Origin of the sequence: Citrobacter sp. Cb028 (assembly GCF_030336705.1) — a bacterium.
GTDB lineage: Bacteria > Pseudomonadota > Gammaproteobacteria > Enterobacterales > Enterobacteriaceae > Citrobacter > Citrobacter braakii.
The window spans coordinates 58019-84704 of sequence record NZ_JAOWCZ010000033.1; the positions used below are offsets into that span (position 1 = coordinate 58019).

The window sequence follows — 26686 nt, forward strand, 5'->3', positions numbered from 1 at the left end:
ATTTTTTCGCCTCTATACCTTGTGGGTTTTGTGCAGCATGAAGGTGGCAAGTCCTGAAATCTTCAGGAGCATAGTCAACTATGTGACTGAGATTAAAGGGCGTAGCCAACGCATCGGCAGCGCAAAATACGCAGGTATAGCATCGCATAACAAATATGGAGCACAAAAATGGCGTGGAATCAGCCCGGTAATAACGGACAAGACCGCGACCCGTGGGGAAGCAGCAAACCTGGCGGCAACCCTGAGGGAAATGGAAACAAAGGTGGTCGCGATCAGGGACCTCCCGATCTGGATGATATCTTCCGCAAACTGAGTAAAAAGCTCGGTGGTCTGGGTGGCGGTAAAGGTGCTGGTTCTGGCGGCGGTAGCTCATCGCAAGGCCCGCGTCCGCAATTGGGTGGTCGAGTTTTTACTATCGCAGCGGCAGCTATCGTCATTATCTGGGCGGCCAGCGGTTTCTACACCATTAAAGAAGCGGAACGCGGCGTGGTGACACGCTTCGGTAAATTCAGCCATTTGGTTGAACCGGGTCTGAACTGGAAACCGACCTTTGTCGACGAAGTGACGCCGGTCAACGTGGAAGCCGTGCGTGAACTTGCCGCATCCGGCGTGATGCTGACCTCTGACGAAAACGTCGTACGCGTTGAAATGAACGTGCAGTACCGCGTGACCGATCCGCAGCGTTACCTGTTTAGCGTAACCAGCGCGGATGACAGTCTGCGTCAGGCAACCGACAGCGCCCTGCGTGGGGTTATCGGTAAATACACCATGGACCGTATCCTGACCGAAGGGCGTACCGTTATTCGTAGCGATACCCAGCGTGAACTGGAAGAAACGATCCGTCCGTACAACATGGGTATCACCCTGCTGGACGTCAACTTCCAGGCAGCACGTCCGCCGGAAGAAGTAAAAGCCGCGTTTGACGATGCCATTGCAGCACGTGAAAACGAGCAGCAGTACATCCGTGAAGCAGAAGCGTACACCAACGAAGTTCAGCCACGTGCTAACGGTCAGGCGCAGCGTATTCTGGAAGAAGCGCGTGCTTACAAAACGCGAACCATCCTGGAAGCACAGGGTGAAGTGGCTCGTTTCGCAAAAATTCTGCCGGAATATAAAGCCGCACCGCAAATTACTCGCGAGCGTCTGTATATCGAAACCATGGAAAAAGTGCTGAGCAATACCCGCAAAGTCCTGGTTAACGATAAGGGCAGCAATCTGATGGTTCTGCCGCTGGATCAAATGCTGAAAGGCGGTAGTGCGCCAGCAGCAAAGAGTGACAGCAGTTCAAACCTGCTGCGTCTGCCGCCAGCAACGACGTCCGGCACTGGAGCAAGCAATACCTCGTCCACCAGTCAGGGCGATATTATGGACCAACGCCGCGCGAACGCGCAGCGTAACGACTACCAGCGTCAGGGGGAATAACGATGCGTAAGTCAGTTATTGCGATTATCATCATCGTTCTGGTAGTTCTGTTCATGTCTGTCTTTGTGGTCAAAGAAGGCGAGCGCGGGATTACTCTGCGCTTTGGTAAAGTTCTGCGTGACGATGAAAACAAGCCGCTGGTTGTGGCACCAGGCCTGCACTTCAAGATTCCGTTTATTGAATCTGTGAAGATGCTGGATGCGCGTATTCAGACCATGGACAACCAGGCCGATCGCTTTGTTACCAAAGAGAAGAAAGACCTGATCGTTGACTCCTACATTAAGTGGCGCATCAGTGACTTTAGCCGTTACTACCTGGCAACGGGCGGTGGCGATGTTTCTCAGGCGGAAGTCCTGCTGAAACGTAAGTTCTCTGACCGTCTGCGTTCTGAAATTGGTCGTCTGGACGTGAAAGACATCGTTACCGATTCCCGCGGTCGTCTGACGCTGGAAGTTCGTGATGCGCTAAACTCCGGTTCTGCTGGCACGGAAGATGAAGTCGCGACTCCGGCGGCAGATAGCGCGATTGCCGAAGCGGCTGAGCGTGTTCAGGCTGAAACAAACGGTAAAGTACCGGTCATCAACCCGAACAGTATGGCGGCATTGGGCATCGAAGTGGTTGACGTGCGTATCAAGCAAATCAACCTGCCTGCTGAAGTGTCTGAGGCTATCTACAACCGTATGCGCGCTGAGCGTGAAGCGGTAGCGCGTCGCCATCGTTCACAAGGTCAGGAAGAAGCGGAAAAACTGCGTGCCACGGCGGATTATGAAGTGACTAAAACGCTGGCAGAATCTGAGCGTCAGGGCCGCATCATGCGCGGTGAAGGCGATGCAGAAGCCGCTAAACTGTTTGCCGATGCGTTCAGCCAGGATCCTGACTTCTACGCCTTCATCCGTAGCCTGCGTGCTTACGAGAAGAGCTTCGAAGGCAACCAGGACGTGATGGTCATGAGCCCGGACAGCGATTTCTTCCGCTACATGAAGACACCGAGCACTACGACACGCTAATAAAGTTCCAGCGGTTTTAAACCAGCAAAACCACCGGCATCCCCAGGGATGCGGTGGTTTTCTTTTTATAAAAGGACGATGGATGAATTCAACAATTTTGCTGGCGCTCGCGCTGGTTTTGGTGCTGGAAGGCCTGGGCCCTATGCTTTATCCCCGCGCGTGGAAGAAAATGATTTCCGCAATGGCGCAACTTCCCGAAAATACTTTGCGTCGTTTTGGTGGAGGTCTTGTGGTTGCGGGCGTTGTGGTCTACTACATGTTGAGGAAAACGATTGGCTGATCAATAAGTAGCCTATTTTGCGGATTTTCGCATGCAAAAAGTGCTGTATATCTGAAAAAGCGGTGGTAGAATCCATTTTTAAGCAAACGGTGATTTTGAAAAATGGGTAACAACGTCGTCGTACTGGGCACCCAATGGGGTGACGAAGGTAAAGGGAAGATCGTCGATCTTCTGACTGAACGGGCTAAATATGTTGTGCGCTACCAGGGTGGTCACAACGCAGGCCATACTCTCGTAATCAACGGTGAAAAAACCGTCCTCCATCTTATTCCATCAGGTATTCTTCGCGAGAATGTCATCAGCATCATCGGTAACGGTGTTGTACTGTCTCCGTCCGCGCTGATGAAAGAAATGAAAGGACTGGAAGATCGTGGCATCCCGGTTCGCGAGCGCCTGCTGTTGTCTGAAGCTTGTCCGCTGATCCTTGATTATCACGTTGCGTTGGATAATGCTCGTGAGAAAGCGCGTGGCGAGAAAGCGATCGGTACTACCGGTCGTGGCATCGGTCCGGCTTATGAAGACAAAGTAGCTCGTCGCGGTCTGCGCGTTGGCGATCTGTTTGATAAAGCAACCTTCGCTGAAAAACTGAAAGAAGTGATGGAATATCACAACTTCCAGCTGGTGAATTTCTATAAAGTTGAAGCAGTTGACTACCAGAAAGTGCTGGATGATGTGATGGCGATTGCCGACATCCTGACCTCTATGGTTGTTGATGTTTCCGATCTGCTGGACCAGGCGCGTAAGCGTGGCGATTTCGTCATGTTCGAAGGCGCACAGGGTACCCTGCTGGATATCGACCACGGTACCTATCCGTACGTAACGTCTTCCAACACCACCGCAGGTGGCGTGGCGACCGGCTCCGGCCTGGGTCCACGTTATGTGGATTACGTTCTGGGTATCATCAAAGCTTACTCTACACGTGTAGGCGCGGGTCCGTTCCCGACTGAGCTGTTTGATGACGTTGGCGAGTTCCTGTGCAAACAAGGTAACGAGTATGGCGCGACCACCGGTCGTCGTCGTCGCACCGGTTGGCTGGACTCCGTTGCTGTACGCCGTGCAGTACAGATTAACTCCCTGTCTGGCTTCTGCCTGACCAAACTGGACGTACTGGACGGTTTGAAAGAGGTGAAAATCTGTGTCGCTTACCGTATGCCGGATGGCCGTGAAGTAACGACTACCCCGCTGGCTGCAGACGACTGGAAAGGTATCGAGCCGATCTACGAAACCATGCCGGGCTGGTCTGAATCCACCTTCGGTGTGAAGGAACGTAGCGGTCTGCCGCAGGCAGCACTGAACTACATCAAGCGTATTGAAGAACTGACCGGTGTGCCGATTGATATTATCTCAACTGGCCCAGACCGTACTGAAACCATGATCCTGCGCGACCCGTTCGACGCATAATTCTGGTTATAGCGTGGCGTCGAATGGCGCTGCGCTTGCACTATCTTAGGCCGGATGAGGCGCTTTGCATCATAATCCGGCTTAAAATCACGTAAGTTCCTCGCTTTTTTCCTTCCTGAACTGAAATAAATTAGCGACCTGGCTGGTGGCTGGTTTATCATCAATGTAATTAATACCACCAGGTTTATCCGTTTTATCTCTTTTCCTGAGGTTGATGTGCAGTTAACAAGTTTCACCGATTACGGATTACGTGCGCTAATCTACATGGCGTCACTTCCCGAAGGACGTATGACCAGTATTTCTGAGGTGACAGAAGTCTACGGCGTGTCCCGTAATCATATGGTCAAAATAATCAATCAACTTAGCCGTGCGGGCTTCGTTACTGCTATTCGAGGAAAAAATGGCGGTATCCGCCTGGGTAAACCAGCTAAGGATATTGGTATTGGTGATGTGGTTCGCGAGCTGGAACCACTATCGTTGGTCAATTGTAGCAGCGAGTTTTGCCACATTACCCCAGCCTGTCGACTTAAACAGGCGCTTTCTAAGGCAGTGCAAAGTTTTCTCACGGAACTGGACAACTACACACTTGCTGATTTGGTTGAAGAGAATCAACCGCTTTATAAATTATTGCTGGTGGAGTGACGAAAATCTTCATCAGAGCTGACAATGGAGGAACCTCGATGTCACAAGATCCTTTCCAGGAACGCGAAGCAGAAAAATACGCGAATCCTATCCCGAGCCGGGAATTTATCCTCGAACATTTAACTAAACGTGAAAAACCGGCCAACCGCGATGAGCTGGCCGCTGAACTCAACATTGAAGGTGAAGAGCAGCAAGAAGCGCTGCGTCGCCGCCTGCGCGCCATGGAGCGTGACGGGCAACTGGTCTTCACTCGTCGTCAGTGCTATGCGCTGCCGGAGCGTCTTGACCTGCTGAAAGGTACCGTTATTGGCCACCGTGATGGCTACGGCTTTCTGCGCGTTGAAGGCCGCAAAGATGACCTGTACCTGTCCAGCGAGCAGATGAAAACCTGTATTCATGGCGATCAGGTGTTGGCACAGCCGCTGGGCGCGGACCGTAAAGGTCGTCGCGAAGCGCGTATTGTGCGCGTACTGGTGCCGAAAACCAGCCAGATTGTCGGTCGCTACTTCACCGACGCTGGCGTTGGGTTTGTCGTCCCTGACGACAGCCGCCTGAGCTTTGATATCCTGATCCCGCCGGAAGAGGTGATGGGTGCTCGTATGGGCTTTGTGGTCGTGGTTGAGCTGACCCAGCGTCCGACGCGTCGCACTAAAGCGGTGGGTAAAATTGTTGAAGTCCTGGGCGACAACATGGGAACCAGCATGGCCGTTGATATGGCGCTGCGTACTCATGAAATCCCGTATATCTGGCCTCAGGCGGTCGAAAAACAGGTCGCCGGACTGAAAGAAGAAGTGCCGGAGGAAGCGAAAGCCGGACGTGTCGATCTGCGCTCCCTGCCGCTGGTCACTATCGATGGCGAAGATGCGCGTGACTTCGACGATGCGGTTTACTGCGAGAGGAAACGCGGCGGCGGCTGGCGTTTATGGGTGGCGATTGCTGACGTAAGCTATTACGTTCGCCCGCCGACTCCGCTGGACCAGGAAGCGCGCAGCCGTGGCACATCCGTCTACTTCCCATCGCAGGTTGTTCCGATGCTACCGGAAGTGCTGTCTAACGGATTGTGTTCGCTCAACCCGCAGGTGGACAGGCTGTGTATGGTCTGTGAAATGACCATTTCGTCGAAAGGCCGCTTAACAGGCTTTAAATTCTACGAAGCGGTTATGAGCTCCCATGCGCGTCTGACCTACACCAAGGTCTGGCACATGCTGCAGGGCGATCAGGAACTGCGTGAGCAGTACGCGCCGTTGGTTAAACACATTGAAGAGCTGCATAACCTCTACAAAGTGCTGGATAAAGCGCGTGAAGAGCGTGGCGGTATCTCGTTTGAAAGTGAAGAAGCGAAGTTTATCTTCAATGCTGAACGCCGTATTGAGCGTATTGAGCAGACGCAGCGTAATGACGCGCACAAACTGATTGAAGAGTGCATGATCATGGCAAACATCTCAGCGGCGCGATTCGTTGAGAAAGCCAAAGAGCCGGCACTGTTCCGTATTCACGATAAGCCGACGACCGAAGCGATTAATTCGTTCCGTTCGGTGTTGGCGGAGCTGGGGCTGGAGCTGCCCGGCGGTAATAAACCCGAGCCGCGTGATTACGCCGAACTGCTGGAGTCGATTGCTGACCGTCCTGACGCAGAAATGCTGCAAACTATGCTGCTGCGTTCAATGAAGCAGGCGATTTACGATCCGGAAAACCGCGGTCACTTTGGCCTTGCGTTGCAATCTTATGCACACTTCACCTCGCCGATCCGTCGTTACCCGGATCTCTCCTTGCACCGGGCGATTAAGTATCTGCTGGCGCAGGAGCAGGGCCATAAAGGCAACACCACGGAAACGGGTGGCTACCATTATTCGATGGAAGAGATGCTGCAGCTGGGTCAACACTGTTCGATGGCCGAGCGCCGTGCTGACGAAGCCACACGCGACGTCTCTGACTGGCTGAAGTGCGACTTCATGCTGGATCAGGTAGGTAATGTCTTCAAAGGCGTGATCGCCAGCGTTACCGGGTTTGGTTTCTTCGTCCGTCTTGATGAGCTGTTTATCGACGGTCTGGTGCATGTCTCCTCCCTGGATAACGACTACTATCGTTTTGACCAGGTTGGGCAGCGTCTGACGGGGGAATCCAGCGGTCAAATGTATCGCCTGGGCGATCGCGTGGAAGTTCGCGTGGAAGCGGTCAACATGGACGAGCGTAAAATTGACTTCAGTTTGATCTCCAGCGAACGTGCACCACGCAATGAAGGTAAAACCGCGCGTGAAAGAGCGAAAAAAGGCGATGCGGGTAAAAATACCGGTAAGCGTCGTCAGATGGGCAAAAAAGTGAATTTCGAGCCGGATAGCGCTTTCCGCGGCGAGAAGAAAGGCAGAGCCAAACCTCAGGCGGATAAAAAAACGGCTGAGAAGAAAGGCGATAAAAAAGCGAAAAAACCATCGGCAAAAACGCTTAAAATCGCTGCCGCCACCAAAGCTAAACGCGCGACGAAAAAGAAAGTCGCGCAATAACAGCCATAAACAGTAAGTCGGGCAACCTCGCGTTGCCCGCGTTACGCATAAACTATTAACGAGTACATTCATGAGTGAAATGATTTACGGCATCCATGCGGTGCAGGCTCTGCTGGAACGTGCGCCTGAGCGCTTCCAGGACGTCTTTATTCTCAAAGGTCGTGAAGATAAACGCCTGCTGCCGCTGATCCACGCACTGGAAGCACAGGGTGTTGTCATTCAACTGGCTAACCGCCAGTTCCTGGATGAGAAAAGCGAGGGTGCGGTACATCAGGGAATTATTGCTCGCGTGAAGCCGGGTCGTCAGTATCAGGAAAACGATCTGCCGGATCTGATTGCTACGCTCGATCAGCCGTTCTTTTTGATCCTCGATGGTGTTACCGATCCGCATAACCTGGGGGCATGCCTGCGTAGCGCCGATGCTGCTGGCGTCCATGCTGTTATCGTACCGAAGGATCGTTCTGCGCAGTTGAATGCAACGGCGAAAAAAGTGGCTTGCGGCGCGGCAGAAAGCGTACCGCTGATCCGTGTGACCAACCTGGCGCGCACTATGCGTATGCTGCAGGAAGAGAATATCTGGATCGTCGGAACCGCAGGTGAAGCTGACCATACTCTCTACCAGAGCAAAATGACCGGACGTCTGGCGCTGGTGATGGGCGCAGAGGGTGAAGGTATGCGTCGTTTGACCCGCGAACACTGTGACGAACTGATCAGCATCCCGATGGCTGGGAGCGTTTCGTCGCTGAACGTTTCAGTTGCGACGGGCATCTGCCTGTTTGAGGCTGTACGCCAGCGCGGCTAAACTATCTCCCTCATTTCTCTCTTCTCTCAAGCCATCCTTCGGGATGGCTTTTTTGTGACCGTTGTCCCATGCGTGCTGCCTTCTGCCTGACCATACTTAAGGTGACGGCCATTGACGGAGGGAGACACAATGCACTGGCAAACGCATACCGTTTTTAACCAACCTGTACCGCTCAATAACAGCAACTTATATCTGTCCGATGGCGCGCTGTGTGAAGCGGTTATCCGTGAAGGCGCTGGCTGGGACAGCGATCTTCTCGCCAGTATTGGTCAGCAACTAGGGACTGCCGAGTCGCTCGAGCTTGGCCGTCTGGCCAATGCTTTTCCACCCGAGTTGTTGCGCTACGACTCGCAGGGTCAGCGGCTGGATGATGTGCGTTTTCATCCTGCCTGGCATTTGCTGATGCAGGGATTGTGCGCCAATCGTGTACATAATCTGGCCTGGGAAGAAGACGCGAGGCAGGGAACATTTGTTGCCCGGGCGGCCCGTTTCATGCTGCATGCGCAGGTGGAAGCGGGCACGTTGTGTCCGGTTACCATGACTTTTGCCGCCACGCCGTTGTTACTTCAGATGTTACCTGCCCCCTTTCACGACTGGTTTACGCCGCTGCTAAGCGACCGTTATGACTCGCATTTACTGCCCGGAGGGCAAAAGCGTGGGTTATTGATCGGCATGGGAATGACCGAGAAGCAGGGGGGGTCAGATGTGCTGAGCAATACCACTCAGGCAGAACGTCTTGCAGACGGCTCGTATCGACTGGTGGGACATAAGTGGTTTTTCTCCGTGCCACAAAGCGATGCCCATTTGGTACTGGCCCAGGTAAAGGGAGGCTTATCCTGCTTTTTAGTACCGCGATTTTTACCCGACGGGCAGCGTAATGCTATCCGTCTGGAGCGGCTGAAAGATAAGTTAGGCAATCGCTCCAACGCCAGCTGCGAGGTTGAATTCCACGATGCGATTGGCTGGCTATTGGGTGAAGAAGGGGAAGGGATACGTCATATACTGAAAATGGGTGGGATGACGCGTTTTGACTGTGCGCTCGGCAGTCATGGCATGATGCGACGTGCTTTTTCTGTCGCGATTTACCATGCGCACCAGCGACAGGTTTTTGGCAAACCATTGATCGAACAACCGATGATGCGCCAGGTATTAGGTCGGATGGCGCTCCAACTGGAAGGTCAGACGGCGTTACTGTTCCGACTGGCACGGGCCTGGGACCGTCGCGCTGATACCAAAGAATCTCTGTGGGCCAGGTTGTTCACACCAGCAGCGAAATTCTCTGTTTGCAAAGCCGGTACGCCGTTTGTTGCAGAGGCGATGGAAGTGCTCGGCGGGATTGGCTACTGCGAGGAGAGTGAATTGCCGCGCCTGTATCGTGAGATGCCGGTAAACAGTATCTGGGAGGGCTCTGGCAACATTATGTGCCTCGATGTATTGCGGGTGCTGACAAAACAACCCGGCATATACGATATGCTCAGCGAAGCCTTTGCTGAGGTAAAAGGGCAAGACCGACATTACGATCGAATGGTACGTCAACTACAGCAGCGTTTACGTAAACCCAGCGAGGAGTTGGGACGGGAGATTACACAGCAGCTTTTCCTGCTCGGTTGCGGGGCGCAGATGTTGCGCTATGCCTCTCCGCCAGTGGCGCAGGCCTGGTGTCAAATGATGCTCGATACGCGTGGTGGACTACGATTGTCCGAGCAGGTGCTGAACGACTTGCTCCTGCGGGCAACGGGGGGATTACGGTAATAATATGCCTGATGGCGACGCTGGCGCGCCTTATCATGCCTACATTCAATGTAGGCCGGATAAGTTTACGCCATCCGGCAATCTGTTAAGCATAGAGTATGGCCTGTACGCGCCAGTTGTCGGGCTGCTGGTCTTCGTACATCTGAATGATCCGATACCATGAGGCACCCTGTTCATCCGCTTTTAACGCGACTACTCGTTCTACATCCTGCGGATTCCCTGCAATGTTACTGACAGATATCAGGCCAATTTCGTTCAGGCCTGTAACGCAGTCAGCACTGGCGAACTCGGCAGACTGCGCCGTAGTACCTACCAGTCCGGCAGAAAGCAGCAGTGAGGATAAGGCAAGTGATTGTTTCATCGTCAGCTCCATTATTCGTACCCCTACACACGGCAGGGCATTCCATCGCGATCATAAACCTCAAGCTTCCTGCTGTTGGTTTATTGTGCACAGGTAAACGCATAGCGGCGCAAAGCAATGTAAAGCTGACTAAATTTCAACCCAATGTTATTTACGATACAAAATAGCCTGTGAATACCATTGGCCTGTCACGATGGTTTCATCCACTAATAAAACCACGTAGTAATCAGCTTTAGCCGCGACGGCTTTGTCACGGATCTCTGCCAGCGCATCATCCGGAGAGCCTCTTACCAGCGCGCTGACCGTTCCTATTCGCTGTAACCCATTACTCTGGTCACGGCGGATCTCCTGCGGGTGGTCGGCAACGGGCGGTGCGGGTTGGGGCGTTCCCTGTAGCACGCTACAGGCGCTTAAAAGCATCACCAGCAATAAAGAGGCAAACCGACGCATAACTCTATCTCGTTTCCTGATAGCCATAGTGTAGTGCCTTATCAATTTCCCTTTAGGGGAATGTTCCCGAAGTGTTATCTCTCACGCGATTTTCGAATGAAAATGTTGCGAAAGCGTAACCCAGTTCTCAACATTATGAATCATTGCCGAACACATTCGCTTGCGTTAAGTATTGCTGCATGGCATACCAGAAAAAAAGAGGCGACAAATGATCGAAATTGAAACACGACAGTTGGCTGGTATCCCTGTCTTGCACGCCGTTCCGGCTGGCAAACGCGAGTGTTCACTCCCTTGCATTATTTTCTATCACGGGTTTACATCTTCAAGTCTGGTCTATAGCTATTTTGCCGTTGCTCTAGCTCAGGCCGGATTCCGGGTTGTCATGCCAGATGCGCCCGACCATGGTGCCCGCTTCAACGGTGATGCTCAGGAGCGAATGTTCCGCTTCTGGCATATATTGCAGCAAAACATGCAGGAGTTTACGACGTTACGTGCGGCGCTGGTGGCGGAAAATTGGCTATCAGATGAAAGACTTGCTGTTGCGGGGGCGTCGATGGGAGGCATGACGGCGTTGGGCATTATGGCCCGCCATCCCGAGGTTAAATGTGTAGCCAGCCTGATGGGTTCGGGCTATTTTACCCGTCTTGCACAGACGCTTTTTCCCCCTTTACGAGTCCAGACGCCAGAGCAGCAGGCAGAGTTCGATGCCGTTATCGCACCGCTCGCCGAATGGGACGTTACGCATCAGCTACAACGCCTGGCCGACAGACCGTTGCTGTTGTGGCATGGACAGGAGGACGATGTGGTGCCCGCGGTTGAAACCTTCCGCTTACAGCAGGCGCTGATTCAGGCAGGGCTGGATAACAATTTAACCTGCCTGTGGGAAGCGGGCGTACGCCACCGCATCACGCCAGAGGCGCTGGCAGCGACGGTAACGTTTTTTCGCCAGCACCTTTAAACGCGCACGATGTTTACGCCCTGAGCTTCAAGTTGTTGCAGAATCTCAGGGTTAGCGTTTTTGCCGGTAATGAGCATATCGATTTGATCGGCGCGACTGAACAGCATCCCCGCGCGTTCACCGACCTTACTGCTATCGACCAGCACCACCAGTTTACCCACTACGTTAAGCATCTTCTGCTCAGCCATCGCGGTTAGCATATCGGTTTTATACAGTCCGTCCGCGGTCAACCCTTTACCGCTGGTAAACATCCAGTGTCCGGCATACAGGCTATTTTCGCTGCCTTGCGGACTAAGCGTGATGGACTGGCTTTTGTTGTATTGCCCTCCCATGATGATCACGCTGTCATGCTCCTGGTCGATCAGATAGTTCGCCAGCGGCAGATAATTGGTGATGATCTGCACTGGCTTGCCGCACATTTCACGACCAAGCAGGAAGGCGGTTGATCCGCAGTTGATCACCACGCTTTCACCCGCATTTACAAGCTGGGATGCGGCCTTGGCAATGCGAACTTTTTCATCGTGGTTCTGCGCCTGATGCAGATTCATAGGTGTCCAGCGCGGACGTTGCTGGGTAATGGCTTCTGCGCCATTGCGGACTTTCTTGAGTTTGCCGCTTTCGTCGAGTTTATTGATGTCCCGGCGTGCTGTGGCTGGTGAAATCCCCAGACGCTCAATCACGTTCTCAACGGTAACAAAGCCCAACTGCGCCAGCATATCCAGCAATATTTGATGTCTTTGTGCTTCAGTCATGAGCTATTCCGATACAAATTGATTTGAAAAGATGATATTTGAAATAGCCTGGAAATACTAAAGTAAATGGGAAAAAATGCCGGAATGGCCCGGCATTTTGTAGGGGTCACAAGAAGGATTTAAACGGCAGATCCGGTTCAATCGTGAAGCAGTCATCAAAGCCGCGCGGATAGTGATATTCAAAGTTATCTTTATCCAGCGGCCAGGTGAACTTACCGCCCACCTGCCAGATAAACGGCTTAAAGCCATACTTCAGTCGATCTTTTTTCATCTCCCACAGTACGCGGATCTCCTGAGGGTCGGCCTGGAAGTTTGACCAGATGTCATGATGGAAAGGGATCACCACTTTCGTATTCAACGCTTCCGCCATGCGCAGCATGTCGGAGCTGGTCATTTTGTCCGTAATCCCGCGCGGATTCTCACCATAGGAGCCGAGCGCTACGTCGATCTGGTGCTCGTTGCCATGCTTTGCGTAGTAGTTAGAGTAGTGCGAGTCTCCGCTGTGGTACAGCGTACCGCCCGGTGTTTTGAACAGGTAGTTTACCGCACGGGCATCCATACCATCCGGCAGCACACCTGCCGCTTTTTGATCGGCAGGTAGCGTGATTAATGCCGTACGATCAAACGCGTCAAGCGCATGAATTTCAATATCTTTCACTTTCGCCACATCGTCTGGTTTTACCACGATGCAGCGCTCTTTTGGCACACCCCAACCGATCCACAGATCCACACAGGTTTGCGGCCCGATAAATGGCACGTCATCGGCGCAGTTTTGCATGACGGCGGCCGCGACATTCACGTCGATGTGATCGTTATGATCGTGTGTCGCCAGCACCGCATCGATCTGTCGAATTGCAAACGGATCAAGAACAAACGGCGTGGTGCGCAGGTTTGGCTGCAGTTTCTTCACCCCAGCCATGCGTTGCATCTGGTGGCCGGTTTTCATTAGCGGGTTACCGTGACTCTGTTTACCCGTCCCGCACCAGAAATCGACGCAAATGTTCGTCCCGCCTTCCGACTTCAGCCAGATGCCGGTACAGCCAAGCCACCACATAGCGAATGTGCCCGGGGCGACCTGCTCCTGTTCGATCTCTTCATTCAGCCAACTTCCCCACTCCGGGAATGTGCTCAGGATCCATGATTCACGCGTGATGCTTTTTACTTTACTCATCGCATTTACCTTCATATTTATTCAGATTAAGTCAATTTATGATTTGTTTTGATTGATATTGACATCATTTTTTCAAGAAGGCAATGCGTTGATTTTTGGTGTTCAGCGGGGAAATGTGAGCAAATCACAGCGTGACAGGATGGTTTACTTGAGTGTTTGTTTTGTATTTTATTGTTTTAATAGAGTTTATTTTGGAAATGATGAATTAGAAGTAAAGCCACTCCACAAGTGTGTGAATTATTTGCGTACTGCATCACATTTAATCAAATTCAATCTTGTTGTGATTACTTTTGAAAACTAGAGTGAGGGCACAACATCCTGGGCATCTGTAATGAATGTTCAGCAACTTCGTCTACTGGAGATCGTTATGGAGATCCTCTACAACATCTTTACCGTCTTTTTTAATCAGGTTATGACCAACGCGCCCTTGCTGTTGGGTATTGTGACCTGTCTTGGTTACATCCTGCTGCGTAAAAGCGTCAGCGTTATTATCAAAGGCACGATCAAAACGATTATCGGTTTTATGTTGCTGCAAGCGGGATCGGGCATTCTGACCAGCACGTTTAAACCGGTGGTGGCGAAGATGTCCGAAGTTTACGGTATCAATGGTGCGATTTCCGATACCTATGCCTCCATGATGGCAACCATCGAACGTATGGGCGATGCCTATAGTTGGGTGGGTTATGCTGTGTTGTTGGCGCTGGCGCTGAATATTTGTTACGTACTGCTACGGCGTATTACCGGCATTCGCACCATCATGCTGACCGGCCACATTATGTTCCAGCAGGCGGGCTTGATTGCCGTCTCTCTCTTCATCTTCGGTTACCCGATGTGGACCACCATCATCTGCACCGCTGTGCTGGTGTCCCTCTACTGGGGCATTACTTCCAATATGATGTACAAGCCGACGCAGGAAGTGACCGACGGCTGCGGTTTTTCCATCGGTCACCAGCAGCAGTTCGCTTCATGGATTGCCTACAAAGTCGCGCCTTATCTGGGTAAGAAAGAGGAAAGTGTTGAAGATCTGAAGCTGCCGGGCTGGCTGAATATCTTCCATGACAACATCGTTTCTACCGCGATTGTTATGACCCTCTTCTTCGGCGCGATCCTGCTCTCTTTCGGTATTGATGTGGTTCAGGCGATGGCGGGTAAAACCCACTGGACGGTCTATATCCTGCAGACCGGTTTTTCGTTTGCCGTCGCTATTTTCATCATCACTCAGGGCGTTCGTATGTTCGTTGCTGAGCTTTCAGAAGCGTTCAACGGTATCTCTCAACGTCTGATCCCGGGTGCAGTGCTGGCTATCGATTGCGCGGCGATTTATAGCTTTGCGCCCAACGCGGTGGTCTGGGGCTTTATGTGGGGCACCATCGGCCAACTGATTGCGGTGGGCATCCTGGTGGGTTGCGGCTCTTCTATTCTGATTATCCCTGGCTTTATTCCGATGTTCTTCTCGAACGCGACTATCGGCGTGTTTGCTAACCACTTTGGCGGCTGGCGTGCGGCACTCAAGATTTGCCTGGTGATGGGGATGATCGAAATCTTCGGCTGCGTCTGGGCGGTGAAGCTCACCGGTATGAGCGCCTGGATGGGCATGGCGGACTGGTCAATTCTGGCGCCGCCGATGATGCAGGGCTTTGCCTCCATCGGCATCGTGTTTATGGCCGTCATTATTCTGATTGCACTGGCTTATATGTTTTTCGCAGGACGCACCTTGCGCGCTGAGGAAGACGCAGAAAAACAACTGGCAGAACACTCTGCTTAATAAGGAGTTCCGATTATGACCGTACGTATTTTGGCTGTATGTGGCAATGGGCAGGGGAGTTCCATGATCATGAAGATGAAGGTGGATCAGTTTTTAACCCAGTCAAATATTGACCATACGGTAAACAGTTGCGCAGTAGGCGAATACAAAAGTGAACTGAGCGGCGCGGATATCATCATCGCTTCTACCCATATCGCCGGTGAGATTACCGTATCAGGCAATAAATATGTTGTTGGCGTACGCAACATGCTGTCTCCCGCCGATTTTGGACCAAAACTGCTGGAAGTGATCAACGCGCATTTCCCTCTGGACGTGAAGTAAGGAGGCGGCCTATGAAATTACGTGATTCGCTGGCAGACAATAACGCCATCCTTTTACAGGCCGAGGCCAGCTCCTGGCAGGAAGCGGTAAAGCTGAGCGTGGATCTGCTGGTTAAGGCTGATGTGGTTGAACCACGCTACTACCAGGCCATCCTCGACGGAGTCGAACAATTCGGCCCGTATTTCGTGATTGCGCCCGGCCTTGCAATGCCGCACGGCCGTCCGGAGGAAGGGGTTAAGAAAACCGGTTTTGCGCTGGTGACGCTGAAAACACCGCTGGTGTTTAACCACGAAGATAACGACCCGGTCGACATCCTGATCACCATGGCGGCAGTAGACGCCAACACACATCAGGAAGTCGGCATCATGCAGATCGTGAATCTCTTTGACGACGAAGCCAATTTCGACCGTTTACGTGCCTGCCGTACCGCGCAGGAAGTGCTGGATTTAATTGATAACGCCACTGCGGCGGCTGTTTAAAAGGATACCAAAATGTCATTACCTATGTTGCAGGTTGCGCTGGATAACCAATCAATGTCTTCCGCCTATGAAACGACGCGTCTGATTGCCGAAGAGGTCGATATCATTGAGGTGGGCACGATTCTTTGCGTGGCAGAGGGGGTGCGCGCCGTACGCGATCTGAAGGCGCTTTATCCGCATAAAATTGTGCTGGCGGACGCCAAAATCGCCGACGCGGGTAAAATCCTCTCGCGCATGTGTTTCGAAGCCAATGCTGACTGGGTTACCGTCATCTGCTGCGCGGATATCAACACCACCAGGGGGGCGCTGGAGGTGGCGAAAGAATTTAACGGCGACGTGCAGATTGAACTGACTGGTTACTGGACCTGGGAGCAGGCGCAGGAGTGGCGTGACGCGGGCATTGGGCAAGTAGTATATCACCGCAGCCGTGACGCGCAGGCGGCGGGTGTGGCGTGGGGAGAGGCAGATATCAGCGCCATCAAACGCCTTTCTGATATGGGCTTTAAGGTCACCGTCACCGGTGGCCTGGCGCTGGAGGATCTGCCGCTGTTCCAGGGGATCTCTATCCACGTCTTTATTGCCGGACGTAGTATTCGCGATGCCGCCTCTCCGGTAGACGCTGCGCGTCAGTTCAAACGTTCCATCGCCCAACTGTGGGGATAAGGAGCGACTATGTTGTCGAAACAGGTCCCGCTCGGTATCTATGAAAAAGCGCTCCCCGGCGGGGAGTGCTGGCTGGAACGCTTGCAGCTGGCGAAGGAACTGGGCTTTGATTTTGTCGAAATATCGGTTGATGAAACCGACGATCGCCTGGCGCGTCTTGACTGGCGCCGCGAGCAGCGACTGGCGCTGGTGGCCGCTATCGCTGAGACAGGGATACGCGTACCGTCCATGTGCCTGAGCGCTCATCGTCGTTTCCCGCTTGGCAGTGAAGATGATGCGGTGCGCGAACAGGGGCTGGAGATCATGCGTAAAGCCATTCAGTTTGCGCAGGATATCGGTATTCGCGTTATTCAACTGGCGGGTTACGACGTCTATTACCAGCAGGCCAATAACGAAACGCGTCGTCGGTTTCGCGATGGGCTGAAAGAGAGCGTGGAGATGGCGAGCCGCGCGCAGGTGACGCTGGCGATGGAAATCATGGATTATCCGCTGATGAATTCGATCAGCAAGGCACTGGGTTATGCCCACTATCTCAACAATCCGTGGTTCCAGTTGTATCCCGATATTGGCAATTTGTCGGCGTGGGATAACGACGTGCAGATGGAGCTGCAGGCTGGGATGGGTCATATCGTTGCCGTACATGTGAAGGATACCAAACCCGGTGTATTCAAAAATGTGCCGTTTGGTGAAGGGGTTGTTGAGTTCGAACGTTGTTTTGCGACGCTCAAACAGAGTGGGTACTGCGGACCATACCTGATTGAGATGTGGAGTGAAACGTCGGACGACCCGGCACGTGAAGTCGCGAAGGCGCGCGACTGGGTGAAGGCGCGAATGGCCAGCGCAGGTCTGGTGGAGGCGGTGTAATGCAAAAACTTAAACAGCAGGTTTTTGAGGCCAATATGGATTTGCCGCGCTACGGGCTGGTGACGTTCACCTGGGGGAACGTCAGCGCCATTGACCGCGAGCGCGGTCTGGTGGTGATTAAGCCTAGCGGCGTCGACTACCAAACGATGCAGGTAGATGACATGGTGGTTGTGGATCTGGCCGGCAACGTAGTGGAAGGGCGCTATCGTCCTTCTTCTGATACCGCCACCCATCTGGTGCTGTATCGCCGCTATTCTTCTCTCGGCGGCGTGGTGCACACCCACTCAACGCACGCGACGGCATGGGCGCAGGCGGGTCTGGCAATTCCCTCGTTCGGCACGACGCATGCGGATTACTTCTTTGGCGATATTCCCTGCACCAGGGCGTTAACTGAAGCTGAAGTTCAGGGCGAGTATGAGCTAAATACCGGTAAGGTGATTGTCGAAACGCTGGGGGAGGTGGAACCTTTGCATACGCCTGGCGTAGTGGTGTACCAGCATGGCCCGTTTGCCTGGGGCAAGGATGCTCACGATGCGGTACATAACGCCGTGGTGATGGAGGAAGTGGCAAAAATGGCATGGATTGCGCGTGGCATTAATCTGGCGCTTAGCCCCATCGACAGTTATCTGATGAATAAGCATTTCATGCGTAAGCACGGTCCAAACGCCTATTACGGACAGAAGTAACGACTAAGTCCTGGAGCCCAATCATTCAGGGGATGTTATCGATCTGGTTTCGGGACTTTTTTGCAAAAAAAGCCCCCTGTGAAGGGGGCAAATTAAACTGTGGCAATGTTCTCGTTGGTTATTTCTGGTGCTAGCGGTAAATATCTGCACTGGCGTGCATATTTCCGTTACTACCGGGTTCCCTGGTGAGGATCACGTGGTAGTAGGTTGCGCCTTGCGCATCGGTCTCTTCATTCAGGGCCTGAGTGGCTTCACTTTCAGTGGCGAAGTTATGATTTATGTAAATGACGCCTAAGCTCTGCACATCATCCATATTCCTGGCCTGATGATTGTCAATTTTGATGGCTGCCGTTGCATTTGCACTAAGCAAAAGCATAGCCAGAAGGGTCAAAACACGGGCTCGCATATGTACCTCCTCGACTGCGGTCTCTGGTTGCCTCTCTCCTGTGAGTGATTAGCTTCTGATGTAATTTTAACCGTTACCGGCGCAGTCGATAGCGACCATTTCTGATGCAGTTGTTCAAAAAATTACCGCATAGCCATCTTTTCTTTTATTAACAGGCCGCTGGTGTGTACCGCGCGGTGAAAAATACCTGTCTTTCGCGCATAAGCACTTACCAAATAGTCAATTTAATCGGGTGAGTACGCCGTTTATAGTGAGCCGGATAATTAATATAACTTTATGATAATAAGGCAAAAACTTATGGATACTTCATTCATGGATTTCAGCTACTTTGTGATTATGTTTATGGTCGCGCTGGTGGCAGGCTTTATTAACGTGGTGTCGGGCGGCGGTGGTTTTCTCTCGATTGGCGCACTGTTAATTTCTGGTTTACCCCCGGCGAATGCGCTGGCAACCAATAAAATTCAGGCGCTGGGCAGCTCGCTGACCTCCGGGATTTATTTTTTACGCCGGGGGCATATCAACGTGCAGGAGCACAAGTATGTGTTTTTATCTGCCTTTATCGGTTCTGCGATGGGAACGACGCTTATCCAGTTCATTGAACCGGAACTGCTGAAGAAACTGCTCCCGATCCTGATTATCGCGGTCGCTATCTACTTTATTTTTGCGCCAAATCTCAGCGAACCGAAAAGAAAGCAGCAGGTATCCCTGTTTATCTTCTCGTTGATTGGCGGGGGATGTATTGGTTTTTATGACGGTTTTCTCGGTGCCGGGGCTGGCTCCTTTTATACCCTCAGCTATATCCTGCTGTGGGGATACAGCATCGATAAGGCGCAAATTCACTCGAATTTTATTAACCTGGCGTCCAACATCGCCTCGATATTGTTCTTCATTTTTGGCGGTAAAATGATCTGGTCGCTGGGGCTGGTGATGTTTGCCGGGCAGTCCCTCGGCGCACGTCTTGGCGCGACGGTCGTACTAACGCGCGGCAAGAAAGTTATCCGACCCATGATTGTCATTGTCTCCATTTGCATCAGCGTCAAAATGCTGCTGGATATGTATTAATGGCGACATGATAAATAATCGTACAATTACCTTGAGTTTAGTGGCTGGCGCCAGTATTATGACGCGTCAATTTTTCAGCCGACCTTTAACACGTTCCTTGCCTCCCCGGGCCTCGGCTGACCCAGACAGGAGGCTGAATAATCCGTAAGGAGCAATTCGATGCGTCATTACGAAATCGTTTTTATGGTCCATCCTGACCAGAGCGAACAGGTTCCGGGTATGATCGAACGCTACACTGCTGCCATCACTGGTGCAGAAGGCACGATCCACCGTCTGGAAGACTGGGGCCGCCGTCAGCTGGCTTACCCGATCAACAAACTGCACAAAGCTCACTACGTTCTGCTGAACGTTGAAGCGCCGCAGGAAGTGATCGATGAGCTGGAAACTACCTTCCGCTTCAACGATGCCGTTATCCGCAGCATGGTTATGCGTACTAAACACGCTGTTACCGAAGCATCTCCGATGGTTAAAGCGAAAGACGAGCGTCGTGAACGTCGCGATGATTTCGCTAACGAAACCGCAGATGATGCTGAAGCTGGGGATTCTGAAGAGTAATTTCTGATGACCAACCGTCTGGCGTTGTCCGGCACCGTGTGCAGGGCTCCCCTTCGAAAGGTCAGTCCATCAGGAATTCCTCATTGCCAGTTCGTGCTTGAGCATCGTTCTGTGCAGGAGGAAGCCGGGTTTCACCGGCAGGCGTGGTGCCAAATGCCCGTTATTATTAGCGGACACGAAAACCAGGCCATTACTCACAGTATAACGGTCGGTAGCGCAGTGACCGTTCAGGGGTTCATCTCTTGCCACAAGGCAAAGAACGGCCTGAGCAAAATGGTTCTGCATGCCGAGCAGATTGAATTGATAGATTCTGGAGACTAGCCATATGGCACGTTATTTCCGTCGTCGCAAGTTCTGCCGTTTCACCGCGGAAGGCGTTCAAGAGATCGACTATAAAGATATCGCTACGCTGAAAAACTACATCACCGAAAGCGGTAAGATTGTCCCAAGCCGTATCACCGGTACCCGTGCAAAATACCAGCGTCAGCTGGCTCGCGCTATCAAACGCGCTCGCTACCTGTCCCTGCTGCCGTACACTGATCGTCATCAGTAATCGGTCACGGTCCATTAATACGACTTTGAGAGGATAAGGTAATGCAAGTTATTCTGCTTGATAAAGTAGCAAACCTGGGTAGCCTGGGTGATCAGGTTAACGTTAAAGCGGGCTATGCTCGTAACTTCCTGGTACCACAGGGTAAAGCTGTTCCTGCTACCAAGAAAAACGTTGAATTTTTCGAAGCGCGTCGCGCTGAGCTGGAAGCTAAACTGGCTGACGTTCTGTCTGCTGCTGAAGCTCGTGCTGAGAAAATCAACGCACTGGAAACCGTAACCATCGCGTCTAAAGCTGGCGACGAAGGTAAACTGTTCGGTTCCATCGGTACTCGCGACATCGCTGACGCTGTAACTGCAGCTGGCGTTGAAGTAGCTAAGAGCGAAGTTCGTCTGCCGAACGGCGTTCTGCGTACCACTGGTGAGCACGAAGTGAGCTTCCAGGTTCACAGCGAAGTGTTTGCTAAGCTGACTGTAAACGTAGTTGCAGAATAAGTTTTTATTCTGATTACCGCGTAAAAGCGCCGGCCTCGTGTCGGCGTTTTGCTTTTCTGTCCCCTCCGCTTTTCGCTCTGGCTATTCTTTATCCTTTTCGGGATAATCATAAAAATAAAACATTATTTTAAAATGGTGATGGAATGGAACCAACGCACCAACCTCTGTTTGCGCGGAAAAATGTTGTCTACCTGAGCGCAGCGTTCTGCTGCCTGCTGTGGGGGAGCGCCTATCCGGCGATCAAAAGCGGATATGAGATCTTCCAGATTGCCACGGATGACATTCCCTCAAAAATTGTCTTTGCCGGCTATCGCTTCCTGTTTGCTGGATTATTGCTGCTATTGCTGGCGGTGGCGCAGCGTAAACCGATTGGCCGGTTAAGCCCGCGTCAGTACGGTCAGCTCACGCTGTTGGGACTGACGCAAACCTCGCTGCAATACATTTTCTTCTATATTGGCCTGGCGTTCACGACGGGGGTCAAAGGGTCGATCATGAACGCGACCGGCACCTTCTTCAGCGTGCTTCTGGCCCATTTTATCTATCAGAACGACAAGCTGAGCTACAACAAAGTGCTGGGCTGTATCCTGGGTTTTACCGGCGTAATGGTGGTGAACTTTAGCAGCGGACTGGATTTTAACTTCAGCCTGTTAGGGGACGGTTCAGTGGTGATGGCGGCCTTTATTCTTTCTGCCGCCACGTTATACGGTAAACGCATTTCTCAGACGGTAGACCCGACGGTAATGACAGGATATCAGTTGGGTGTCGGCGGTCTGGCGCTGGTTATCGGCGGCTACGCTTTTGGCGGCACGCTGACCGTACACGGCGCGTCTTCAGTGGCGATTCTGGGCTACCTGACGTTACTCTCTTCGGTCGCTTTTGCGTTGTGGAGTATTCTGCTCAAGCATAACCGCGTGGGGATGATTGCGCCGTTTAACTTCCTGATCCCGGTTTCGGGGGCGGTTCTGTCGGCGATATTCCTCGGCGAAAACATTCTCGAATGGAAATATGCGCTGGCGCTGGTGCTGGTCTGTTCCGGGATCTGGTGGGTGAACAAGGTGAAGCGCTGACGCTTCACCTTGATATCTGATGCGCTGTGTTTATCAGGTCTACAGGTGTGCCGGTTAACGGGCGCGAATAAAACTGCCGTTAGGTTGTCGAGTAAACAGTACCTGCTGACCATTACCGGTATCAATGGTTAATCCCGTTACCACGCCGTTGGCATTCTGCCTGATTTGTACCATCTGGCCGTCTTTCAGGTTGCTCAGCGGTTTTCCGGCACCTTCAACCTGCGCCATTGCGTATACATCGGTTGGCGGGAGGTTATGGTCACGGAATACCTGCGCCAGCGTTTTGCCCGAGTCTACGCGATAGGAGCGCCACTGCTGCTCAATTCCACTATCCTGTTGGAAAGGTTGCGTCTGCGGCTGAGATTGCTGAGCCTGCGGCTGCGCGTCTGGTTCTCCTTCCTGGATTGGCTCTGGGGCAAGCGGAGCGACCTGGCCCGGATCGTTTTGCGGGGCGACCAACTGTGCCTGCAGTTGAGCTTCGGTCGGTGGCTGCGACTGTGACTGTAAATCCAGCTGGGCAGTACGCGTAACCACAGGGGCATCGCTGGTGTCACTGGAGGGCAGCAGGAAGCCTATCACCAGCACGATAGCAGCAATTATAATGCCGCGTCGGTGCATAGGCGGTAGCGGATCCATAATGCGAAAATTGTCCGGTGCATGCCAGATTTTCGCCAGGGTTGGTTTTAATTCAAAGCGCCCGGGCATGGCTTTCCTCCTGCTCCGCGTCTCGTTCCTCGATCATAGAGTATAGATGGCTAATGCTATGATGTTCGTCATATTACCCGCTTTCGTGACGTCAACGCGGGGTATTCCTATTGTTTATGTTTCCTCGCGATTTGTCATCTGTTCCCGAGACAAAGTTTTACCGGATGCGGCATGGCTGATATGCTGCCCGCTACTTTACATCCGATGAAAGGAAATATGATGGCTAACCCGACTTTTGACACTATCGAAGCGCAAGCAAGCTACGGCATTGGTTTGCAGGTAGGACAACAGCTGAGTGAATCCGGACTGGAAGGACTGTTGCCTGAAGCGCTGGTAGCGGGTATCGCTGACGCGCTGGAAGGTAAGCACCCGGCAGTGCCGGTTGATGTTGTGCATCGCGCACTGCGTGAAATCCACGAACGCGCTGATGCAGTTCGTCGCGAGCGTTTCCAGGCTATGGCGGCTGATGGCGTCAAATATCTGGAAGAAAACCGTGAGAAAGAGGGTGTGAACAGCACTGAATCCGGTTTGCAGTTCCGTGTTCTGACTCAGGGCGAAGGTGCTATTCCAGCGCGTACTGACCGCGTTCGCGTGCACTACACCGGTAAACTGATCGACGGTACCGTGTTTGACAGCTCTGTCGCACGCGGCGAACCGGCTGAATTCCCGGTTAACGGCGTGATCCCTGGCTGGATTGAAGCGCTGACCCTGATGCCGGTAGGTTCCAAATGGGAACTGACTATTCCTCAGGAACTGGCTTACGGCGAGCGTGGCGCTGGCGCGTCCATTCCTCCGTTCAGCACGCTGGTGTTCGACGTTGAGCTGCTTGAGATCCTGTAAGCAGTGACTTCTGTTCCCTCCGAGGCCGGGGGGAACAAAAAAATAGCGTGAAAAGCTATAGTTACGTGGTTGTCGATATTTTATTTTGCAAATGCCTCGTTAGCGTGTATTTTTGTGAGCTGATTCGCGCTATCAGAGTGATATGACACTCACTTTAAACATTAAATTAACATTATATCTAAATCTTAGTATTCATCCCGCCAATTCTTACCTAATATCGATGAGTCCTGATAATCAGGAACGTCGTATCATAGACACACTAAAGGCCGTAGAGCCTGAACAACACAGACAGGTACAGGAAGAAAAAACATGGTAGATCAGGTAAAAGTCGACGCCGCTGAAGAGGCTTCGTCTGAACAGTCGCTACGGCGCAATCTCACAAACCGTCATATTCAACTTATTGCTATTGGTGGTGCTATTGGTACCGGCCTGTTTATGGGCTCTGGTAAAACCATCAGCCTCGCCGGACCGTCGATCATCTTTGTGTATATGATTATCGGTTTTATGCTGTTTTTCGTGATGCGTGCAATGGGTGAATTGCTGCTCTCGAATCTGGAGTACAAATCTTTTAGTGATTTCGCCTCTGATCTGCTCGGGCCATGGGCCGGGTATTTTACCGGCTGGACTTACTGGTTCTGCTGGGTTGTTACCGGGATGGCAGACGTTGTCGCCATTACGGCGTATGCGCAATTCTGGTTCCCCGAACTTTCAGACTGGGTCGCCTCGCTGGCGGTGATCGTGCTGCTGCTGAGCCTCAACCTTGCCACTGTAAAAATGTTCGGTGAGATGGAGTTCTGGTTTGCGATGATCAAAATCGTCGCCATCATCGGCCTGATTGTCGTTGGTCTGGTGATGGTGTTGACGCACTTCCAGTCGCCAACCGGCGTTCAGGCATCGTTCACGCATCTGTGGAATGACGGTGGCTGGTTCCCGAAAGGTCTGAGCGGCTTCTTTGCTGGCTTCCAGATAGCCGTGTTCGCGTTTGTGGGTATTGAGCTGGTGGGAACGACCGCTGCAGAAACCAAGGACCCGGAGAAATCTCTGCCGCGCGCCATTAACTCGATTCCGATCCGTATCATCATGTTCTACGTTTTTGCGCTGATCGTGATTATGTCCGTAACACCGTGGAGCTCGGTAGTGCCAACCAAGAGCCCATTCGTTGAACTGTTTGTGCTGGTCGGGCTGCCTGCCGCGGCGAGCCTGATCAACTTTGTGGTGCTGACTTCAGCTGCCTCTTCCGCAAACAGTGGCGTGTTCTCTACCAGCCGTATGCTGTTCGGCCTGGCACAGGAAGGCGTAGCGCCTAAAGCATTTGCCAAACTGTCTAAACGCGCAGTTCCGGCGAAAGGTTTAACCTTCTCCTGTATCTGTCTGCTGGGCGGCGTGGTGATGCTTTACGTGAACCCGAGCGTGATTGGCGCGTTCACCATGATCACCACCGTGTCGGCGATTCTGTTCATGTTCGTCTGGACCATCATTCTTTGCTCGTACCTGGTGTACCGCAAGCAGCGTCCGCACCTGCATGAAAAATCAATCTACAAGATGCCGCTAGGCAAGCTGATGTGCTGGGTATGTATGGCGTTCTTCGTCTTCGTACTGGTACTGCTGACGCTGGAAGATGATACCCGCCAGGCGCTGATCGTGACGCCGCTGTGGTTCATCGCGCTGGGTCTGGGATGGTTGTTTATCGGTAAGAAACGTATGGCAGGTATGCGTTAATTTTAGTGCCCGGTAGCGCGATGCTTACCGGGCCTGAATTCCGTAGGCCGGATTCGCGTTAGCGCTATCCGGCGATATCTTTACTCCCCGGCGAGAGCTCGCGGGAACAACACATTATTTTCCAGACTGATGTGTTCCATCAAGTCGTCGATCATCTCGTTAATGCCGTTATACATGGCTTTCCAGGTGGTGCAGGCTTCTGGCGGCGGCGTCACGTTATGGGTGATGTGTTTGATCACTTCGACCAGTTCACCGGCATCGTCATGTTCGCTTTCCATCACGCTGATTGGTCCCATCGCCTGGCTACCCATGCCCTGTTTGATCATCGGGAACAGGATCTGCTCTTCTTTCATCATGTGGCTGGACAGCTCTTCATGCAGCATGGTCAGGTTTTTCGCCAGACCGCGTGGTACGTTCGGTTTATCGGCGTGAACGCGTTCAACTTTCGTGGCCTGCAGAATCAGTTCCGGCAGCTGTTCGCGGTGTCTGTCGTGATAACGCACGATGATATGATCGATGATTTCTGCCAGTGCCACGGTACGCCAGTCTTTCTCCAGCGGCTGTTCAGCCAACTGCGCGAGCTGTGCCTCAATAACGTCTAAATCCAGCTCTTTACGCGCAGCAGCGCGTGCCAGCGTTTGCTTACCGCCGCAGCAGTAATCCATATCGTATTTACGAAACAGGGCCGAAGCGCGAGGAATAGAGAGCGCCAGTTCACCTAAAGGTTGATCGCGATAAGACATTGCCGTTACCTCATTCTCAATAATATAAGATGTATTTTAAATGCAACTTATGGCGAAGGATATAACCCTTTCGGGGTGCAATGCCGTTCAGTTAAGCATGTATGGAGAACATGTGATTCCGGCTCAGGGTTCCGTTCACCTCAGCGATATCAATTCTCTGAAGCTCAGATACCCGTGAACGTGCAAGAGAGGCTCACCGCCGCCTCCCTTGCATCCCAGGCTCCCGGCGGGAAAATCGTCGCTGCGCGATTCATTCGTCTTATGCCGT

30 protein-coding genes are annotated in these 26686 nt (G+C 52.5%); 23 read left to right on the forward strand and 7 right to left on the reverse strand.

Annotated elements, in window-relative coordinates:
* Positions 1-168: 168 nt before the first annotated feature.
* From hflK to OGV75_RS09460, 8 genes are all read left to right on the forward strand, one after another.
* A complete protein-coding gene (gene hflK, locus OGV75_RS09425) occupies positions 169-1422 on the forward strand; it encodes an FtsH protease activity modulator HflK (protein ID WP_016151416.1) in 1254 nt (417 codons plus the stop codon).
* Between the two features lie 2 nt (positions 1423-1424).
* Positions 1425-2429 carry a protease modulator HflC gene (hflC, locus tag OGV75_RS09430; RefSeq protein ID WP_016155510.1) on the forward strand — a complete coding sequence of 335 codons (1005 nt, stop codon included), beginning with the start codon at positions 1425-1427 and terminating at the stop codon, positions 2427-2429.
* 82 nt (positions 2430-2511) lie between these two features.
* Complete coding sequence (locus tag OGV75_RS09435; protein WP_019078201.1) at positions 2512-2709, forward strand: DUF2065 domain-containing protein; 198 nt, start codon at positions 2512-2514, stop codon at positions 2707-2709.
* A gap of 102 nt (positions 2710-2811) precedes the next feature.
* The gene (gene purA, locus OGV75_RS09440) at positions 2812-4110 is read left to right on the forward strand and encodes an adenylosuccinate synthase (RefSeq protein WP_003025606.1); all 1299 of its coding nucleotides are present in this window, start codon (positions 2812-2814) and stop codon (positions 4108-4110) included.
* Between the two features lie 216 nt (positions 4111-4326).
* A complete protein-coding gene (gene nsrR, locus OGV75_RS09445; RefSeq protein WP_003025609.1) occupies positions 4327-4752 on the forward strand; it encodes a nitric oxide-sensing transcriptional repressor NsrR in 426 nt (141 codons plus the stop codon).
* 38 nt (positions 4753-4790) lie between these two features.
* A complete protein-coding gene (gene rnr / locus OGV75_RS09450; RefSeq protein ID WP_286480594.1) occupies positions 4791-7253 on the forward strand; it encodes a ribonuclease R in 2463 nt (820 codons plus the stop codon).
* Between the two features lie 70 nt (positions 7254-7323).
* Positions 7324-8055: a 23S rRNA (guanosine(2251)-2'-O)-methyltransferase RlmB gene (gene rlmB, locus OGV75_RS09455; protein ID WP_003830482.1), complete on the forward strand. Its 732-nt coding sequence runs from the start codon at positions 7324-7326 to the stop codon at positions 8053-8055.
* Positions 8056-8184: 129 nt separating this feature from the next.
* Complete coding sequence (locus OGV75_RS09460; protein ID WP_286480595.1) at positions 8185-9807, forward strand: isovaleryl-CoA dehydrogenase; 1623 nt, start codon at positions 8185-8187, stop codon at positions 9805-9807.
* 85 nt (positions 9808-9892) lie between these two features.
* Here OGV75_RS09460 and yjfN read toward each other — a convergent pair whose 3' ends face one another.
* Positions 9893-10168 carry a DUF1471 family protease activator YjfN gene (yjfN, locus tag OGV75_RS09465; protein ID WP_016151420.1) on the reverse strand — a complete coding sequence of 92 codons (276 nt, stop codon included), beginning with the start codon at positions 10166-10168 and terminating at the stop codon, positions 9893-9895.
* Positions 10169-10315: 147 nt separating this feature from the next.
* The gene (gene bsmA, locus OGV75_RS09470; RefSeq protein WP_029139740.1) at positions 10316-10645 is read right to left on the reverse strand and encodes a biofilm peroxide resistance protein BsmA; all 330 of its coding nucleotides are present in this window, start codon (positions 10643-10645) and stop codon (positions 10316-10318) included.
* Between the two features lie 181 nt (positions 10646-10826).
* Here bsmA and yjfP point away from each other — a divergent pair, with 181 nt between their 5' ends.
* Positions 10827-11576, forward strand: a complete 750-nt coding sequence (yjfP, locus tag OGV75_RS09475) for an esterase (protein WP_016155514.1) — start codon at positions 10827-10829, stop codon at positions 11574-11576.
* Here the strand turns inward: yjfP and ulaR are convergent.
* Positions 11573-12328, reverse strand: a complete 756-nt coding sequence (gene ulaR / locus OGV75_RS09480) for an HTH-type transcriptional regulator UlaR (protein ID WP_047414946.1) — start codon at positions 12326-12328, stop codon at positions 11573-11575. The genes yjfP and ulaR overlap by 4 nt on opposite strands.
* Before the next feature lie 106 nt (positions 12329-12434).
* Positions 12435-13499 (reverse strand): L-ascorbate 6-phosphate lactonase, encoded by a 1065-nt coding sequence (gene ulaG / locus OGV75_RS09485; protein WP_286480596.1) that lies wholly within the window; start codon positions 13497-13499, stop codon positions 12435-12437.
* Between the two features lie 367 nt (positions 13500-13866).
* Between ulaG and ulaA the strand changes: the two genes are divergently transcribed.
* The 6 genes from ulaA to OGV75_RS09515 are packed head-to-tail and all read left to right on the forward strand — an operon-like array spanning position 13867 to position 18277.
* Entirely contained in the window at positions 13867-15264 is a 1398-nt protein-coding gene (gene ulaA / locus OGV75_RS09490) for a PTS ascorbate transporter subunit IIC (RefSeq protein WP_047358895.1), read from the forward strand.
* 15 nt (positions 15265-15279) lie between these two features.
* Complete coding sequence (ulaB, locus tag OGV75_RS09495) at positions 15280-15585, forward strand: PTS ascorbate transporter subunit IIB (RefSeq protein ID WP_286480597.1); 306 nt, start codon at positions 15280-15282, stop codon at positions 15583-15585.
* A gap of 11 nt (positions 15586-15596) precedes the next feature.
* The gene (gene ulaC / locus OGV75_RS09500; protein ID WP_016151427.1) at positions 15597-16064 is read left to right on the forward strand and encodes a PTS ascorbate transporter subunit IIA; all 468 of its coding nucleotides are present in this window, start codon (positions 15597-15599) and stop codon (positions 16062-16064) included.
* A gap of 12 nt (positions 16065-16076) precedes the next feature.
* Positions 16077-16727, forward strand: coding sequence for a 3-keto-L-gulonate-6-phosphate decarboxylase UlaD (locus OGV75_RS09505; RefSeq protein ID WP_286480598.1), 651 nt, complete (start codon positions 16077-16079; stop codon positions 16725-16727).
* A 9-nt stretch (positions 16728-16736) separates the two neighbouring features.
* Positions 16737-17591, forward strand: coding sequence for an L-ribulose-5-phosphate 3-epimerase (locus tag OGV75_RS09510; RefSeq protein WP_016151429.1), 855 nt, complete (start codon positions 16737-16739; stop codon positions 17589-17591).
* A complete protein-coding gene (locus tag OGV75_RS09515) occupies positions 17591-18277 on the forward strand; it encodes an L-ribulose-5-phosphate 4-epimerase (protein WP_286480599.1) in 687 nt (228 codons plus the stop codon). The genes OGV75_RS09510 and OGV75_RS09515 overlap by 1 nt, the downstream gene beginning before the upstream one ends.
* A gap of 130 nt (positions 18278-18407) precedes the next feature.
* On the opposite strand, the gene yjfY is transcribed toward OGV75_RS09515, so the two are convergent.
* On the reverse strand, positions 18408-18683 hold the full coding sequence (gene yjfY / locus OGV75_RS09520; protein WP_016155520.1) for a DUF1471 family protein YjfY: 276 nt from the start codon (positions 18681-18683) through the stop codon (positions 18408-18410).
* Between the two features lie 297 nt (positions 18684-18980).
* On the opposite strand from yjfY, the gene OGV75_RS09525 reads away from it, so the two are divergent.
* From OGV75_RS09525 to OGV75_RS09550, 6 genes are all read left to right on the forward strand, one after another.
* On the forward strand, positions 18981-19745 hold the full coding sequence (locus OGV75_RS09525) for a TSUP family transporter (RefSeq protein ID WP_065554880.1): 765 nt from the start codon (positions 18981-18983) through the stop codon (positions 19743-19745).
* Between the two features lie 159 nt (positions 19746-19904).
* Positions 19905-20300 (forward strand): 30S ribosomal protein S6, encoded by a 396-nt coding sequence (rpsF, locus tag OGV75_RS09530; RefSeq protein ID WP_016151433.1) that lies wholly within the window; start codon positions 19905-19907, stop codon positions 20298-20300.
* Positions 20301-20306: 6 nt separating this feature from the next.
* Positions 20307-20621: a primosomal replication protein N gene (priB, locus tag OGV75_RS09535; protein ID WP_003025674.1), complete on the forward strand. Its 315-nt coding sequence runs from the start codon at positions 20307-20309 to the stop codon at positions 20619-20621.
* Positions 20622-20625: 4 nt separating this feature from the next.
* Positions 20626-20853 carry a 30S ribosomal protein S18 gene (rpsR, locus tag OGV75_RS09540; protein ID WP_000135199.1) on the forward strand — a complete coding sequence of 76 codons (228 nt, stop codon included), beginning with the start codon at positions 20626-20628 and terminating at the stop codon, positions 20851-20853.
* 41 nt (positions 20854-20894) lie between these two features.
* On the forward strand, positions 20895-21344 hold the full coding sequence (gene rplI / locus OGV75_RS09545) for a 50S ribosomal protein L9 (RefSeq protein ID WP_003025676.1): 450 nt from the start codon (positions 20895-20897) through the stop codon (positions 21342-21344).
* Between the two features lie 143 nt (positions 21345-21487).
* Positions 21488-22411 carry a DMT family transporter gene (locus OGV75_RS09550; RefSeq protein ID WP_016151434.1) on the forward strand — a complete coding sequence of 308 codons (924 nt, stop codon included), beginning with the start codon at positions 21488-21490 and terminating at the stop codon, positions 22409-22411.
* Positions 22412-22465: 54 nt separating this feature from the next.
* Here the strand turns inward: OGV75_RS09550 and OGV75_RS09555 are convergent, their stop codons facing one another.
* Positions 22466-23116, reverse strand: a complete 651-nt coding sequence (locus OGV75_RS09555) for a LysM-like peptidoglycan-binding domain-containing protein (RefSeq protein ID WP_016151435.1) — start codon at positions 23114-23116, stop codon at positions 22466-22468.
* 219 nt (positions 23117-23335) lie between these two features.
* Here OGV75_RS09555 and bamJ point away from each other — a divergent pair, with 219 nt between their 5' ends.
* Positions 23336-23956, forward strand: a complete 621-nt coding sequence (gene bamJ, locus OGV75_RS09560) for a BamJ family beta-barrel-assembly machinery protein (RefSeq protein WP_003025685.1) — start codon at positions 23336-23338, stop codon at positions 23954-23956.
* 309 nt (positions 23957-24265) lie between these two features.
* Positions 24266-25675, forward strand: coding sequence for a D-serine/D-alanine/glycine transporter (gene cycA / locus OGV75_RS09565; RefSeq protein ID WP_016151437.1), 1410 nt, complete (start codon positions 24266-24268; stop codon positions 25673-25675).
* Positions 25676-25755: 80 nt separating this feature from the next.
* Here cycA and ytfE read toward each other — a convergent pair whose 3' ends face one another.
* Positions 25756-26418 carry an iron-sulfur cluster repair protein YtfE gene (gene ytfE, locus OGV75_RS09570; RefSeq protein WP_003025690.1) on the reverse strand — a complete coding sequence of 221 codons (663 nt, stop codon included), beginning with the start codon at positions 26416-26418 and terminating at the stop codon, positions 25756-25758.
* Between the last annotated feature and the right edge of the window lie 268 nt (positions 26419-26686).